We start from the raw sequence: 16,403 nt of genomic DNA on the forward strand, positions 1-16,403 counted from the left end.
TTGAAAAAGAAGTCGGAGAATTGGATGGAGTACAATCCTCAGTTGTAAATTTGATGAAGCAGACGCTGATAATCAATGTTGCTCCAGCTGCCGCAGATACGATAGCCAGTCAGATTGAAACGATTGTTCATAGTCATGAGCCCGATGTGGAAGTTCAGGAAGAAACCGTTATGAATGTTACAAAGAGTTATTCGTTAAAGGGCTTGGACTGTCCGAACTGCTCCGCAAAAATTGAAAAAGAAGTCGGAGAATTGGATGGAGTACAATCCTCAGTTGTAAATTTGATGAAGCAGACGCTGATAATCAATGTTGCTCCAGCTGCCGCAGATACGATAGCCAGTCAGATTGAAACGATTGTTCATAGTCATGAGCCCGATGTGGAAGTTCAGGAAGAAACCGTTATGAATGTTACAAAGAGTTATTCGTTAAAGGGATTGGATTGTCCGAATTGTTCTGCAAAAATTGAAAAAGAAGTCGGAGAATTGGATGGAGTACAATCCTCAGTTGTAAATTTGATGAAGCAGACGCTGACAATCAATGTTGCTCCAGTTGCCGCAAATACAATAGCCAGTCAGATTGAAACGATTGTCCACAGCCATGAGCCAGATGTAGAAGTTTCCGAAATTGCACAGGAATCTTATATACCGGGAAAAAAACAGGATACCAATACATCCTATAACAATGAGGACAAGAAGTTGACGATTCGTTTAGCGATTGGCGCAGCAATCTATGGTATTGGTATGGCATTGACAGTTTTTGCGAAAGTGCCACAGCCTGTCGAGTTAGTTTTTCTCATTGTCTCCTATATTATTCTTGGCGGGGATGTTGTATGGCAAGCTGTGAGGAATATTTCAAAGGGACGTGTGTTTGATGAACATTTCCTGATGAGCGTTTCTACGATTGGTGCTTTTGTCATTGGTGAATATCCGGAAGCAGTTGCTGTTATGCTGTTCTATCAAATTGGTGAATTTTCCCAGTCATTGGCTGTTGAGCGTTCCAGAAAATCTATATCAGATTTAATGGATATACGTCCGGATTGTGCTACAGTCAGAAGGAACGGAGAATTGATTACCATATCTCCTGAAAGTGTTGCCATTGGCGAGATTATTATTGTAAAGCCTGGTGAAAAAATCCCATTAGACGGTGTGGTATTGGATGGAGATTCTATGCTGGATACGAGGGCTTTAACTGGAGAATCGGTTCCGAGAAGCGTTCATAAAGGAGACGAAGCACTTTCTGGTTGTATGAATCAGACGGGTGTTTTAACGATTAAGACAACGAAAGCATTTGGTGAATCTACTGCTTCAAAGATTATTGATCTTGTGGAGAATGCGTCCAGTAGAAAAGCACCAACAGAAAATTTCATTACTACATTTGCACGTTATTACACTCCTGTTGTTGTAATCTTAGCAGCTATTCTGGCAATTCTGCCACCGATCCTTCTTGGTGGAGGTTGGACAGAGTGGATTCGCAGAGGATTTGTTTTCCTTGTGGTATCTTGCCCATGTGCATTGGTCATTTCAATCCCGCTGACTTTCTTCGGAGGTATTGGTGCGGCATCTAAACGAGGTGTTCTTGTAAAAGGAAGTAATTATTTAGAGGCGCTTAATAATGTCAGCATTATTGTGTTCGATAAAACTGGAACACTTACAAAGGGTGTTTTCAATGTGACTGATATTCTGCCTGCCAATGGATTTTCAAAAGAACAGGTTCTGGAGTATGCGGTCCAGGCAGAGAGCTTTTCTAACCATCCTATTGCAAAATCCATTCTCTCTGCTTATGGAAAAGAAATTGACCAATCAGTTATCTCTGATTACAAGGAAATTTCCGGATATGGAATCAGTGCCATGGCAGGAAAGAAGAAAGTTTATGCCGGCAATACGAAACTTATGGATTCAGAGCATGTGGAGTACACAGCCTGTGAAAAAGTTGGTACAAAGGTTTATGTAGCGGTAGATGGTCAATATGCCGGATGCATTCTGATAACAGATGAAGTAAAGCCGGACAGCAAAAAAGCAATTTCTGATTTGAAACATATCGGTGTGGAAAAAACAGTCATGCTTACTGGTGATGATGAAAAAATCGGAAAGGCTGTTGCGGAAGAATTGCAGTTGGATGAATATTATGCACAACTGTTTCCTGATCAAAAAGTGGAAAAGGTTGAGCTTTTAGACAGTAAAAAGAGACAGGGAAGCAAATTAGCTTTTGTTGGTGATGGTATCAATGACGCTCCTGTCCTTGCTCGTGCGGATGTTGGTATCGCAATGGGTGGTCTTGGTTCAGATGCGGCCATTGAAGCTGCGGATGTGGTTCTGATGACAGATGAACCATCTAAGCTGGTGGATGCGATTGATGTGGCAAAAGTGACAAAGCAAATTGTCATGCAGAATATAGTGATTGCCCTTGGAATTAAGAGTGTGTTCCTGATCCTTGGTGCTCTGGGTATAGCTGGAATGTGGGAAGCTGTATTTGGTGATGTAGGCGTTACCATAATTGCCGTTTTGAACGCAATGAGGATTTTAAAAAAATAAGAAACGAGGTGGCAATGTGAAACGGAAATTGATTCTGTTAGCAGTTACAATTGTTTTTCTTGCAGGTTTCGGTGTACTTTTGCACTCACCGCCCTCTATGATTGATGCAGTCACAGGAGTAACACCGAAAGCAAAAAAAGCTGCCCAAGCCGCCGCACAGTTGGAAGGCTCTTATGTTCTCGGTATTAATATGATGTCAGATGGTCTCGACAATGAGAACACCCGGAATAAATTAAAAGAATTGGCACTGGACGATTCGGAAACAAATGAAACAGATCTCATGAAAACGGACATTAGTTTTCGGTTATATGTGTCTGAGACGGATTATCCGCTTGTCAGTTATGCTAAGAAACTCTGTGATAGGTTGAAACAGGCCGGTTTTTTGGTAGATCTGAAAGAGTACAGTAACACAATGATGCTATCAAGAGTGGTAAGTGGAAAGTATGATGTATTCCTGACATCGGATGATTTTATTGACGTTACAACGCTAACACAGATGGACTATATGATTATGGACAGCGAAGAAATGAGGTGAGCGGAAATTTATGAGAAAATGGAATACGATTTTGTCTGTTTTAATGCTTCTCATTTTTATGATTCATGGAATCATGGGCAGCTTTATGCTGAACGGAGTTGGAAGTAGTGCAGGGAAACTTCTTGCATGGATTGGTGTTGGTATTCTTGTTGTGCATACGGTGATTGGTGTCATCCTGACGGTTCAGAGTTTACAGACAGCGAAGCAATCAGGAAAAATGTATCTGAAACAAAACGTCATATTTTGGGCGAGACGAGCCAGTGGGATGGCAATACTGATTCTGCTGTTATTCCATATTGGCTTGTTTGGAAAGGTGCAGAATGGGACATATATTTTGTTCCCTTTTACAACTGTAAAGATGGTAACTCAGCTTTTGTTCGTAGCGGCAATCTTTGTTCATATTTTTATCAATATCCGCCCATTGCTCGTATCACTGGGAATCATCAGTTATAAAGAACGAAGGAGTGATATTTATTTGATCCTTTCGGTGCTTCTTCTTTTTATAGCGGGAGCGGTTATTTTATATTATATTGGGTGGCAATATCTATGAGTAAGACAATTATTATTATAGGTGCTGGACTGGCAGGACTTTCAGCGGCTTTGCAGGCAGCGGAAAATGGATGCAATGTAAAACTGGTTTCCTCCCTTCCGTCAGAGCGGGCACAGTCTGTTATGGCGGAGGGCGGTATCAACGCAGCTTTGAATACAAAAGATGAAAACGACAGTCCCGAAGAACATTTTACAGATACAATAAAGGCAGCATGTGGTCTGGCAGATCCAAATGCAGTTTGGGGAATGACACAGGCAGCACCGGAGCTGGTGCACTGGCTGCTAAAACTTGGAGTTAAATTTAACATGAGTGGCTATAATGATGTGGATCTGCGGAATTTTGGCGGGCAGAAAAAGAAACGGACTGCTTTTGCACAGAGCGATACCGGGAAGCAGATCATGACAGCTATGATAGACGCTGTTCGCAGGAAAGAAGCATCTGGTATGGTAGAACGGTTCAGCCATCATTCTTTCCTAACACTTCGTCTGTGTGGCAATATTTGTTGTGGCTGCGTAATCAGGGATGAATACAGTCAGGAGACTGTGGAATTACCGGGGGATGCGGTTATTGTTGCCACCGGTGGTATGCACGGATTGTTTGGAAATACAACGGGTTCGCTGAGCAATACAGGAGAAGTCACCGCAGAATTGTTCCGGCTTGGTCTTCCTCTGGCAAATGGCGAGATGATCCAGTATCATCCGACAACTGTGAAATGTGGTGGAAAACGCATGCTCATCAGCGAGGCGGCCAGAGGGGAAGGTGGCAGGTTGTTTGCCATGAAAGATGGAAAACAATGGTATTTCATGGAGGAAAAATACCCGGAGCTTGGAAATCTGATGCCACGAGATATTACCGCCAGAGAGATATGGAAGGTCAGCCATGAATCAGAGGTATTTCTTGACATGACGGAAATATCGGAGGAGATTATTTCAAATAAGCTATCTGGTCTGGCAGACGATTGTATGACCTATCTGCATAAAGATATACGAAAGGAACCGGTGTCTGTTTTACCGGGAATTCACTATTTTATGGGAGGCATTCTGGTGGATGAGCAGCACAGAACGCCGATTCAGAATCTTTGCGCTGCCGGAGAATGCTGTGCCCAATATCATGGTGCCAACCGTCTTGGTGGAAATTCTCTGTTAGGAGCGTTATACGGAGGGCGTGTTGCGGCAAAATCAGCATGCGAACAGGCAGATGTAGTAGATCTATCTTGTGCGACACAGATAGATTTTCCGCCAGCGTCTCAAATTTCAGAAATAAAGCAATTAAACAAAGTGATGCAGGAGGCTATGGGCGTTGTCAGAAATGAGAATACGTTGTTAAATGGGATTCAAACGGTACAAGCGCTGACAGGAAATCTTCCATTGCTTGGCATGGCAGTTCTAAAGAGTGCTCTTGCAAGAAAAGAAAGCCGTGGTGCACACTGGCGGGAGGATCATCCGAAGAGCAATGACGATGATTACCTTAAAACAACGGTAGCCAGATTTGATGGAAAGCAGATACAGATTTCCTTTGTACCTGTTCCAGAAAGGCGGTGATTCACTTGGTATATAAAATAAGAATCAGGCGGCAGGAGAGTCAGAAATCAGACAGTTATTGGCAGGAATTTGAGTATGACGGAAGCAAAAACAGCTCTGTTGCCACTGTTCTAAAGGAATTGAACAGTAGAACCCCTTTGAAAGATAACTCAGGAAATATAGTTACTCCCATCAGCTGGGAATGTAGCTGTATGGTGCGAAAATGTGGGGCTTGCGCCATGCTGATTAACGAACGTCCGAGGTTGGCATGCTCTACATTTCTACATACGTTAAAAGGTTCTACAATCATCTTGGAACCTTTAAGCAAATTTCCGCTTGTAAGAGATTTGATCGTTGACCGGTCAAATCTGTTTGAAAATTTGAAAAAACTGAACCTTTGGCTTGAAAGTGAAGCTTATATGAGTTCGTGGACACATGAACCGAGATACCAGTCGGCACGCTGTCTGATGTGTGGCTGTTGCCTTGAAGTGTGTCCTAACTTCTCTGCAAATGGGACTTTCGCAGGCACTGTTGCTGCAGTCAACGCATTTCGGATTCTGAATGAAGAACAGGAAAACACTCATTTGAATGAGATTTCTGCTGAATATAAGAAGAGATTTTTTGAAGGATGCGGGAAGTCGTTATCTTGTCATGATATTTGTCCGATTTGTCTGCCTGTGGAAGAACTGCTTGTAAGGTCGAATGCAGCGGCTGTTTGGGGCAAATAAAAAGGATGATAAAAGCTATAAAAAATTCTGGAACAAATTTGCCAAGCTGTATGCACCTTTTATGAAAAAAGATAAAGGAGCTTATGATAAAATTTGCGAATACATTTCTCCTCATTTGAATAAACATATGAAGGTGCTTGAACTTGCTTGCGGATCAGGACAATTTTCGTTTAGTCTTTCAAAGCATACTGAAAGCTGGATTGGCACAGATTTCTCTGAAAAAATGATTCTTGAAGCGAGGAAGCGTGGAGAAGCCAAAAACCTTATATTTGAAATAGCTGACGCAACATCACTATCTTTTGCTTATGAAAAATTTGATTGTGTGCTAATCGCAAATGCACTTCATATTATGCCTAAGCCAGATGAGGCAATGAAAGAAATATATAGGGTGTTAAAACCTAATGGGATTTTGTTTGCTCCTACCTTTCTATGGAAAGAAGGAAAACAAAGAAAAATTATAAAGAGTTTGATGTCTATTTCAGGATTTAAGATTTATCAAGAATGGAATAAAAATCAATTTGAAGATTTTATTGAGGAATATGGGTTTTCAGTAGTTGAAATGAAATTGGTATATGGAGGTCTTGCACCGATCGGTGTAATGATTGCTCAAAAAGTATCTTAACAGATTTTGCTTTTGCGTTTAAACTATCAAGATTATAAGAAATCTAGAAATTTCTTCTATTCCGTAAGAAAAAATCAATATAAAAGGGATTATAATTTGAATATAAGTTTGGGCAATGATGAACAAGTTGAGGCCATTGCCTTGATGGTGAGGAAATAATTTTTTGAATAAACTTGAACAGGACCCGACAGGCTGCTTATTAAAGCGGACCAAGTCGGGTCTTTTGATTGCAAAAAAGCCCCGCTACATATGGCAAGGGCTTGTTCCAAAAGTATTATATCTTAAATATAAGAAAATAGGACACGAACAAGTGCTTGAATAAAAATATAGAACAATAAATGACCAAATACTTGAACAGAAAATGGACAAGTACTTGAATAAATTATAGACAAATACTTGAATAAGTGATAAACTCCACTTAAGTAGTGAGTATGGGAGGAAATAATGAAAAAGTATTTACATAGAGTTGTAGATAAATTATTGGAAGAACGATTAGACGCAAAAGGAGCAGTTTTAATTGAAGGTCCTAAATGGTGTGGCAAGACAACAACAGCAAAACAAAAGGCAAAAAGTTTTATATCTATGGACCGACCAGATATGACAAGACAGTATCAGCAAATGGCAGAACTTTCTCCTAGTACTTTACTTGAAGGAGAAATCCCAAGACTGATTGATGAATGGCAAATAGCACCTAATTTATGGAATGCTGTGCGTTATGAGGTTGATAATAGGGATGAATTTGGTCAATTTATATTAACTGGTTCAGTAGTATTTAATGAATTTGATGACTCAATGCATACGGGTACGGGTAGAATTTCTAGACTTCTAATGCGACCTATGAGTCTATATGAATCAAAGGATTCAAGTGGAGAGATTTCTCTCAGGGATTTATTTAAAGGAGAAAACATCTCGGCGATGGATGAAACCAGTCTTGAAGAAATAGCTTTTTTTATATGTAGAGGTGGATGGCCAAAATCAATTGGTTTAGATGAAAAACCAGCCTTATTCCAAGCCATAGATTATTTTGATGCTGTTGTTTCAACTGATATTAGTAGAGTGGACTCGGTAAAAAGGGATAAAGAAAAGGCAAAAAGGCTACTTAAATCCTATGCAAGACATGTAGGCACACAAAGTTCGCTAGAAACGATTCGACAAGATATGTTAGCGAATCAATCAGATACATTTGATCAGGGAACCCTTTATTCTTACCTTGATGCCCTAAGAAAAATATTTGTGATTGAAGATTCTCCAGCTTGGAGTCCAAATTTAAGGTCGAAAACATCCATACGAACAACAGATACCAGATACTTTTCAGACCCATCTATTGCAACGGCATCCTTAGGCATAGGTCCTAAGGATTTACTAGATGATTTAAATACCATGGGATTTTTGTTTGAAAACTTATGTGTTCGAGATTTAAGGATTTATACGGATTTTTTAGATGGAACAGTTTATCACTATAGAGATAAGCACGGGTTAGAATGTGATGCAGTAATCCATTTAAGAAATGGAGCTTATGGTCTAGTAGAGATTAAACTCGGTGGAGATAAATTAATTGAAGAAGGTGCTGAAACTTTAAAAGCTTTGGCATCCAAAATAGATACAAATAATATGTCCAATCCATCATTTATGATGGTCTTATGTGCAAAAGCTCCTTTTGCCTATAAAAGAGAGGATGGTGTGTACGTAATACCGATTACTGCTTTAAGACCTTAATAGTTTCTAGCATTTATGGATATATTCCCACATACGAGGCTTTTGAGAGATATTAAATTTTATTTATACTGTTCACTCAAGCCACGTTGAAGCCCTAACCCTATTGATTCGCTTTCGCTCATCATGTTAGGTCTTGATTATGCCAAGAATCTCCAAGAAAAGCGCACGTGAGGGTGCGACCATTGGCAAGATTCGACGGCTGAGACGGTAGTATTGAGGGCAAGAAAATAGAATAACAAGCTATAAAAGTGTTGAAATCAATGGCTTTTAGGATTTTCAAAAGAAATCTTAAAAGCACCTTGTGGAAACAGTTCAACCTGCAAATATTTGATAAAATATTAAAATGGTTCTATTATGTTCCATAAGCAGATCAGAGTATGGATTAAAACAATTTGTTATATACTACGCATTACAAAATGTGAGGGAGAATACAATCTTTCTAGGGCACAAAGGTCTAACAGCATGGCCTTAATTTCGCCGAGTAGTAGGGGCTAGCCTGTGTAGCCTGATAAAAAGCAAGAACCATAGGAGACAGCTTGTTTGGCTCCTATTTTTCAGGGTATAATAAAGCAAGAAAGGAGACTTCTTTTGAAAGGAAAACTTCTGGTCTTTTTGGCCCTCATCTTGGTTCTTTGCCTGGGAATCTCTCAAATTCAAATAAAGGTTTTGGAAGAGACAATTTCCCTTTCTCGGGAGGAAAGGGTCACCTTGGTCCTTTACCGTAAGGCCTTTTCTAAGTATGGAAATACAATAGAAATCCGAAGGGGGCAAAAGTCCACATGGAAAAAGTTTCAAGGGAAAAACGCCCTAAATATTTGGAAACTTTGCCTAGGTGATGTAGACGGAGATGGGGAAGTAGAGATTGCTCTGGGGGTTTATAAAAAAGCCCCCCACCACCAGGTAATGGCTCGACGTCCCTTCCTCTATAATATTCGGGACGGAGAGCTTCAAGCTAAATTTCGGGCCTCTCGGCTCAGTTTGCCCATGGAGGATTTTACCCTCTATGATATTGATAAAGATGGGCGAGAGGAGATTTTATCGGTGGAGAGGAGGGGGAATCAGTATTTTTTGGCTGCCTACCACTATTCAAATTTTCACATTAGTCGGGACTATCTCAGTAGGCCTTTAGAGGAAAAACCGCTTTTGGAAGAAAAGCCTGGGTGGATTTGTTATCAGGGGGAAACCCAGTTTTTAGAAATCAATGGAAAGGAGATTGTATTACCATGAAAAAGAAAAAGTACTTAGCAGGACTCTTAGCTTGTTTGTTACTGGTATCGTGTAGTCCAAAGGCTTCGGACCAAACCAAGACAGACCAAGGAATGGAAAATCCTTTGGAGGGGATGAAGACGGAGGTCGTTTTTCCAGACTTTAAGGAAAGCCAAGTGTCGGCACAGGTTTCTCCCTATGTTGTTCAGGAAGACTTGGGAAATATTGTCAATATAGACGACTATATCAACGACTATATGAATTTTAACCAGGAACAAAAGCAAGCCTTGGTGAAAAATAAATTTTTTGTCGATGGAAAAACAGTTACGGACCAGCCTTTTCAGTGGTATGAGGGAAATGAGTATTCTTACAAGCCAAATTTTGTAACGGCAGATTCTGTTCTCCACCTTTTTCACATCTCTTATGATGCCCTGCTCCGGGAGTTGGAAGTGGAAAAATTTTCCCCTAAACTGCAAGAATTAAATGAGATTATGGCCCAAGAGTCGGCAAAAGATTACCAGGCGGCAAAAGATCCCTTGGTAAAAGAAGCAGCTCTTAAAAATACGGCCTATTTTGCCATGGCAGCAGACCTCTTTGCGAAGCCTTTGGAGGGGGAAATCCCCCAAGAAGCCAAGGACCTGGCCCAAGAAGAACTGGAAAAAATTCAAGGGGAAAGCAAAGGCCAATCTTCCTTGGTAAATAAGACTGTGGACTATTCTCAGTTTAAACCCCGAGGACACTATACGCGGTCCCAAGAACTGACCAATTATTTCCGAGGGTCCATGCTGTATTCTCAACTTGCCATGACCTTTTACAACGACAAGAGAGAAGCGCTGCTAGATAATGCCATTCAAGCTCTTTTAATGGCAAAAAATCTCTGTAAAGAAGAAAGCTCTTTCCATGTTTGGGAAGATGTCAATGATCCCTTAAATTTTTTAGTGGAAAATGCAGAGGATTTGGATCCCTATGGGTTGGGGCAAATTTACTATAGGCATTTTAAAAAAGAGATGCCTGTAGACAAGCTGAGTCAAAAGGAAAATTTAGATAAGGTCTATGGAGATTTGGAAAAAATTCCCAAACCTAAAATCCAGTATTACGAAGGGTTGTCCTTCCGCTTTCTACCCCAAAGAGCGGTTTTAGACAATGTTTTGGGGCAAATGCTGGTGGATACGCAAAAGCCCTCTCGACGTCCCCTCTATTCTGGTGTGGATATTATGGGCCTTTTGGGCAATCCCTTGGCGGATGAACTGGTTCAAGCCAATGAGGAAAATAAGGAGTGGCCAGATTTTTCAAAGAACTATAAGCAGGCCAAGAGTGTGGCACAAGTTTTAGAAGATGAAAAAGAAGGTCGAAAAAATGTCTACCGGTCTTGGTTGTGGATGCTCAAGGGCTACCAAGAACCAGTGGAAGAAAAGTTCCCAGAATTTATGAAGTCCAAGGCCTGGGAAGCCAAGGATTTAAACTCTGCTTTAGGGTCTTGGGCCCAATTAAAACACGACACCATCCTCTATGGCAAGCAAGTAGGAGCCGAAATGGGTGGTGGCGGCGAAGAAAAACCCATCCCTAAGTCCTATGTAGAACCTCGAGTTCCCGTTTATGACCGTCTTTTATGGACCCTAAATTACATGACAGAAAATCTGAAGAACCGCGACCTTCTTTCCCAAGCCAATGAAAAGAACCTAGCTAATTTTAGTGACTTAATTAGATTCCTAAGAGACACCAGTATTTTGGAGCTAGAAGGGAAATCTCCAGATGCAAAAGCCCAAGAAAGACTCTTCTATATTGGGGGAGAAATGGAAAATATTTTTGTTAAATTCTATGATGAAAAGGCAGAAAACTTCTTTGATATTGAAGAACAAGCGGACCGAAACATGGCTACAGTAGCCGACTTAATGGTGAGTGTGGACAACACCCTGGGAATTAAACCTGGTCAGTACCTGGAAGTGGGGTCTGGCATGACTCAAGTGGCCTATGTGGTCTACCCCCTTGATGGACAATTGATTCTAGGGACGGGACCTGTTTATTCCTACTATGAATTTTTAGCCCCCCAAAGAATGACAGACGAAGATTTTCAAAATCGGTTGATGCAAGGCCTGTATAATGAAAACTCTACACAAGAGGCAATCAAACAACCAGCTTGGACAGATGAATACAAGGCAGATAGTGTCTTTGAAAATAATTAAAAAAACAGATGAAAATTGTCAAAGGAGGGCTCCAAAAAGCGGGCCCTCCTTTCTTCACAAGATAAAGGAGAAGAAAAGATGAAAAAATGACTTATTTGTACCCTTGCCCTCCTTCTGATGTGCAGTGAGGCCCTTCTTGCAAAAAATGAAAAAGGGATTAGATATGACCAATGGTATGGAAAATAGAAGAAGTATCTACAGAAGGACAAAATTCAGAAATTCTCGTAAAAAACAAACGAGCTGGAAACGGTAGTCTTGCTGTCACGAGTGTGAAGGAAGTGTATTCATAAGTACATTGTAATTCGATAGTAGGTGAAATGATGATGAATAAAAAAATAAAATCTAAGCAAGATGGACTGGAGCTGGAACTTGCTATCATGGAGCCAAGCTCTAATCCTATTGGAATTGTTCAGCTCGTTCATGGCATGTCAGAACATAAAGAGCGTTACTACGATTTTATGAATTACCTAGCTCAAAACGGTTACATCTGTGGGATTCATGACCATAGAGGCCACGGAGCTAGCCTTAAAGACCCATCTCACTTAGGATATTTTTATACAGAGGACAGCTCTGTTCTTGTTGACGATGCTTATCAAGTGACAGAATACTTAAAAGAAAGATATCCTTCGCTGAGTATTTCAATGTTTAGTCATAGCATGGGCACTCTTGTTTCTAGAAATTATTTAAAGAAATACGATCATGAGCTTGAGAAAATAGTTTTATGTGGCCCGCCAACTGAGAATAAATTAGCGGGATTTGCAGTATTTTTAGCAAAAATAAGTAGTATTTTCTATGGCAAATATAAGCCCAATAAATTTTTAAATGCTTTATCAGTGGGTCAATATAGCAAGGGATATGAACGCCAGCTAGGTTGGATTTGCTCTAATCCAGACACAGTCGAGGCATACGAGGCAGATCCGCTTTGTGGTTTTATATTTACTACAAATGCCTTTATCAACCTATTTAAATTATTAAAGTCAGCCTACAAGGGCAGAGACTGGAAAGCAAAAAACACTGCTTTAGCAATATTTTTAATAGCTGGAGAAGACGATCCTGTTATTCAAGGCAAAGAAAAGTTTAAGGGTTTAGAAAGATTTTTAAAAAGTCTTGGATATAAAAATATTAAAAGCAAGCTTTATAAGGGCATGAGACATGAAATACTTAATGAAAGAGATAGAGAAACTATTTACCAGGACGTGCTAGAATTTTTACGCCCTGATACAAATAAAAAAGAAAAGATTTAGAAGCAATTAACTTTTTTAATATTAAGGAGCAGATAGGATACTATCTTTTTCATGAACAGCTAACAGTGAACACAAGGCGAATGATAATGACCATAGTAAAAAATTTCCAGACTTAGTGAAAACGGAACTTTATAACTGGAAGAAGGAGGGAAAGGATGGACATATTTTTAGTGCTGGCTAGATTATTATTAGCAGCCTTTTTAGGAGCGATTATTGGCATAGAAAGGGAAGCTAAGAATAGGGCAGCTGGTTTTAGAACACATATCATTGTTAGCGTGGGGGCATGTTTAATTATGCTCATAGGAATAGATGGGGCTAGTGAACTAGCCGGAGATCAAGGTTGGGACACGACAAGGCTTGCCGCCCAAGTTGTCAGTGGTATTGGCTTTTTAGGTGCAGGTACCATACTTCAAAAAAAGAATGGGGTATCAGGTCTGACCACAGCAGCAACTTTGTGGCTGTCTGCAGCCATCGGACTGGCAACAGGAATTGGATACTATGAAGGGGCAATCATAGCAACGGTCATTTGCCTAATAACCCTAGTGTCACTCCAGGGAGTTAGTGATAGAATCAATAAAAGAACGACAAAGTCTTATATCATGGTCTTTGGCACTGACAATTTTGATCAGGATTATTTTCGGGAACTTACGTCAAAAGAGGGTGTGGAAGTAAGAAGGTTAAATATCATTGATGAGGACATAGATGATAAGTCAATGGTTGAAGCAAGATTATCTTTTTATAAAAATTATAATATAGGTCGATTTTTTAAGAAATTAAAAGCAGACTTTGACTTAGAATCAGTAAAATTGGCCAAGCAAGAAAATCGGGACAAAAAAATGTATTATTAGGAAGAACAGAAACCATAAGATTATCATATCCAGATTATATAAGTGGAAGATTGGATATCTATTCTTTTGGAGCAAGCTTCTGCAATGTATCTTCCTCAACATCAACCCATTGTTGGGGAAGATGTTCCAGTATGAATGGAGAAGAAAAGTCAGTCACAAATAGAATTTTGAGTGAACTTCAGGTTTTATATGGTATCAAAATTGCACAAGCCGGGCTTTGTGAACAATCATCTGATAGGATGATTACAGTTGGCGGAAACTGCACAGTTTAACTTGCTCCATTTACATGCTTGTCTAGATAAACAGTCCCTAGGGGCTGTTTTTTCTTGACTTTATATTGATATAATTAACTAAAATAACGGATACATTTAGATATACAAGGCATTTGAACAAATCCTAATTGTAGTCTTAGTCCATGCAGAAGAACTGGTCCTACTTGGAATAAATAATACTTAAATGACTTGCATTCTAAAGGAAATTTTAAAGATCATTTTCGTCGTCATTAGCATGTGAGACGAATGGGTGGGCTATAATGATGATAGAGATTTCATGTTTTAATCCCGCCACAAGAAATGTATCAAAGCCAAATCTACAAAAAATGGCGAGAAAAATCCCGCCAAACTTGATTTATCTACGCCATTTATACTATAATGGCGAGAAAGGAGGCTTGTATGAGAGACTTTAATTATAAAAACCTATTAGCTTTAAAGTTGCCTGTAAGGATTTACGAATTAATAGCCGGGATCTATGAATATAAGGGGAAACAAGAATTATATGTAGCTAACTTTTCTGATGTATTGGATAAGATGGTGGAAGTGGCAAAAGTTCAATCTACAAAATCATCCAATGCCATAGAAGGGATTTCTACAAATGATAGCAGGCTAGAAGAATTAATGAATAAAAAAAGTCAGCCTAGAGACAGAAATGAAGAAGAAATTTATGGCTATAGAGAAGTTTTGGACCTTATCCATGAAAACTATGGGACCATTGAATTGACAAAAAATAATGTTCTAACCTTACATAATAAGCTCTATTCATATTCTGGCGAAAACCACAAGGATAAATTTAAAACCATAGATAACAGTATTATAGAAGTGGATTCATTTGGTGAAAAAAGAATAAGATTTCAGCCGGTATCAGCTTTTGAAACAGAAGCCTCTATTGATAGGATGCTTGTTGCCTATAATGAGGCTGCAAGGGCAAAGATCCCTCCCCTCCTCTTAATTCCGACTTTTGTTCATGATTTCTTGTGCATCCATCCCTTTTCCGATGGAAATGGAAGAATGTCGAGACTGCTAACCCTCCTACTTCTTTATAAAAATGGGTTTTTTGTGGGAAAATATATTTCTTTAGAAATGCTCATTGAAAATACGAAAGATCTTTACTATGAAGCACTAGAGGCCTCTAGTGAAAATTGGCACAAGGGGAAAAATGATAACCTCCCCTTTATAAACTATATGCTGTCTATTCTTTACAAGGCATATAATGAGTGTGATGAGAGATTCAAGTTGATAGGAGAGAAATCTCTAACATCTGCAGAAAGAGTGATGAAGGTGTTTGAAAACTCTTTGGAACCCCTATCTAAATCCGATTTGATTTTATTGTGTTCAGATATTTCCCAACGGACCATTGAAAGAGCTTTGAAGGAATTAAAAGATGGGGACTTGATTCAACAAATAGGCAAGGGAAGGGCAACAAAATATATAAAGGCTTAAGGGTTTTAAAGGACTTCAAATCTTATCCTTGCTGATTCCAAGGATCCCATATCCTGAAACTTTCCATAAAGTTGGGGATTTAAGTGATTTTTGAAAGATCTAGCTATAGGTGGTGAATCGATTTTGAAAATGGAGGTATATGCTTGTTTAATCCGGGATTGAAAATAGGACAAGTCATAAAAAATGCGGATATTGTAGAAATATTCAAGTGTGGAAATATGGGGGGCATGCGGCGGTCTAAAACGACAAATACCCTTGTGCTTGTATCTGACTATACAAAGGGCCTTTACCACGACAAATGGATTGGCGGAGATCTTCACTATACAGGTATGGGCAAGTCAGGAGACCAAGATATTCATTGGGCACAAAATGAGACCCTGGCTGAGTCGGATTGTAATGGAGTGGATGTCCACCTGTTTGAGGTGATAGATCCTGGTCAATACATCTATTGTGGAAGGATAGGACTTGTGAGTAAACCATACATAGACCTACAGCCGGACGAAGATGGGAAAGACCGAAAGGTATGGATTTTCCCCATAAGGCCTGTGCCGGATAATGATGTAAGGAAACCAGAAATCTTTGTATTTGAAGATATGGACGACTACAAAAGACGTGGGAAGAATGTTGATGCGGAATATATAAAGGTGATGGCGGATGCAAGGAAAAAGGGAAGAAAGAAATTAGACCATCCTGATCCGGTTATGTCTAAACCAGAGCCAAAACTACCAATAGTTATACCGGAAGATCTTGTGGGAAAGCGGCTAAGACATAAGGTCTTTGGATTGGGGAAGATTATGGCCATTAAAGGGGTTTCAATTGTGGTTCAATTTGATAAACTAGGAGTAAAGAAACTGGGCTATGAAATTTGCATGGAAAAGAATTTACTGGACTTTATCGAAGAGGAGATATGACAAGGGAATAGGGTGGATTAAAGATGGGAGCCTATGAAAGCCCTAGACAAATCATAGGGTCCCACAGCTACTTTGGTCTTATAAAGATAGGGAG

General features: G+C 39.7%; 15 protein-coding genes. All 15 read left to right on the forward strand.

Annotated features, from left to right (window positions below; translation table 11 throughout):
• Window positions 1-170: 170 nt before the first annotated feature.
• The 15 genes from BQ7400_RS08355 to BQ7400_RS10865 all read left to right on the forward strand — a co-directional run bounded on the left by BQ7400_RS08355 (window position 171) and on the right by BQ7400_RS10865 (window position 16,309).
• Window positions 171-2,531 carry a heavy metal translocating P-type ATPase gene (locus BQ7400_RS08355; RefSeq protein ID WP_072470469.1) on the forward strand — a complete coding sequence of 787 codons (2,361 nt, stop codon included), beginning with the start codon at window positions 171-173 and terminating at the stop codon, window positions 2,529-2,531.
• Between the two features lie 16 nt (window positions 2,532-2,547).
• Window positions 2,548-3,066 (forward strand): DUF6921 family protein, encoded by a 519-nt coding sequence (locus tag BQ7400_RS08360; RefSeq protein WP_072470133.1) that lies wholly within the window; start codon window positions 2,548-2,550, stop codon window positions 3,064-3,066.
• Between the two features lie 10 nt (window positions 3,067-3,076).
• Window positions 3,077-3,616: a hypothetical protein gene (locus tag BQ7400_RS08365; RefSeq protein WP_009203875.1), complete on the forward strand. Its 540-nt coding sequence runs from the start codon at window positions 3,077-3,079 to the stop codon at window positions 3,614-3,616.
• Window positions 3,613-5,157, forward strand: coding sequence for an FAD-binding protein (locus BQ7400_RS08370; protein ID WP_072470134.1), 1,545 nt, complete (start codon window positions 3,613-3,615; stop codon window positions 5,155-5,157). The genes BQ7400_RS08365 and BQ7400_RS08370 overlap by 4 nt, the downstream gene beginning before the upstream one ends.
• Window positions 5,154-5,864, forward strand: coding sequence for a succinate dehydrogenase/fumarate reductase iron-sulfur subunit (locus BQ7400_RS08375; protein WP_245759428.1), 711 nt, complete (start codon window positions 5,154-5,156; stop codon window positions 5,862-5,864). The genes BQ7400_RS08370 and BQ7400_RS08375 overlap by 4 nt, the downstream gene beginning before the upstream one ends.
• Window positions 5,839-6,486 carry a class I SAM-dependent methyltransferase gene (locus BQ7400_RS08380; RefSeq protein WP_072470136.1) on the forward strand — a complete coding sequence of 216 codons (648 nt, stop codon included), beginning with the start codon at window positions 5,839-5,841 and terminating at the stop codon, window positions 6,484-6,486. Before BQ7400_RS08375 ends, BQ7400_RS08380 begins: the two co-directional genes overlap by 26 nt.
• Before the next feature lie 163 nt (window positions 6,487-6,649).
• Complete coding sequence (locus BQ7400_RS10645) at window positions 6,650-6,808, forward strand: hypothetical protein (protein WP_165478674.1); 159 nt, start codon at window positions 6,650-6,652, stop codon at window positions 6,806-6,808.
• Window positions 6,809-6,930: 122 nt separating this feature from the next.
• Window positions 6,931-8,202, forward strand: coding sequence for an ATP-binding protein (locus BQ7400_RS08385; RefSeq protein ID WP_072470137.1), 1,272 nt, complete (start codon window positions 6,931-6,933; stop codon window positions 8,200-8,202).
• A 588-nt stretch (window positions 8,203-8,790) separates the two neighbouring features.
• Window positions 8,791-9,429, forward strand: coding sequence for a hypothetical protein (locus BQ7400_RS08390; RefSeq protein WP_083553314.1), 639 nt, complete (start codon window positions 8,791-8,793; stop codon window positions 9,427-9,429).
• Window positions 9,426-11,591, forward strand: a complete 2,166-nt coding sequence (locus tag BQ7400_RS08395; protein WP_072470138.1) for a DUF3160 domain-containing protein — start codon at window positions 9,426-9,428, stop codon at window positions 11,589-11,591. The genes BQ7400_RS08390 and BQ7400_RS08395 overlap by 4 nt, the downstream gene beginning before the upstream one ends.
• A 323-nt stretch (window positions 11,592-11,914) precedes the next feature.
• A complete protein-coding gene (locus BQ7400_RS08400; protein WP_245759429.1) occupies window positions 11,915-12,835 on the forward strand; it encodes an alpha/beta fold hydrolase in 921 nt (306 codons plus the stop codon).
• Between the two features lie 155 nt (window positions 12,836-12,990).
• Window positions 12,991-13,683 carry an MgtC/SapB family protein gene (locus BQ7400_RS08405; RefSeq protein ID WP_072470140.1) on the forward strand — a complete coding sequence of 231 codons (693 nt, stop codon included), beginning with the start codon at window positions 12,991-12,993 and terminating at the stop codon, window positions 13,681-13,683.
• Window positions 13,684-13,814: 131 nt separating this feature from the next.
• The gene (locus tag BQ7400_RS10650; protein ID WP_180371970.1) at window positions 13,815-13,955 is read left to right on the forward strand and encodes a hypothetical protein; all 141 of its coding nucleotides are present in this window, start codon (window positions 13,815-13,817) and stop codon (window positions 13,953-13,955) included.
• Window positions 13,956-14,354: 399 nt separating this feature from the next.
• The gene (locus BQ7400_RS08410) at window positions 14,355-15,398 is read left to right on the forward strand and encodes a Fic family protein (protein ID WP_072470141.1); all 1,044 of its coding nucleotides are present in this window, start codon (window positions 14,355-14,357) and stop codon (window positions 15,396-15,398) included.
• Window positions 15,399-15,541: 143 nt separating this feature from the next.
• Window positions 15,542-16,309, forward strand: coding sequence for an SRA domain-containing endonuclease (locus BQ7400_RS10865; RefSeq protein WP_072470142.1), 768 nt, complete (start codon window positions 15,542-15,544; stop codon window positions 16,307-16,309).
• Window positions 16,310-16,403: the final 94 nt, after the last annotated feature.

The sequence above is a fragment of the Urinicoccus massiliensis genome (genome assembly GCF_900120405.1).
GTDB lineage: Bacteria > Bacillota > Clostridia > Tissierellales > Peptoniphilaceae > Urinicoccus > Urinicoccus massiliensis.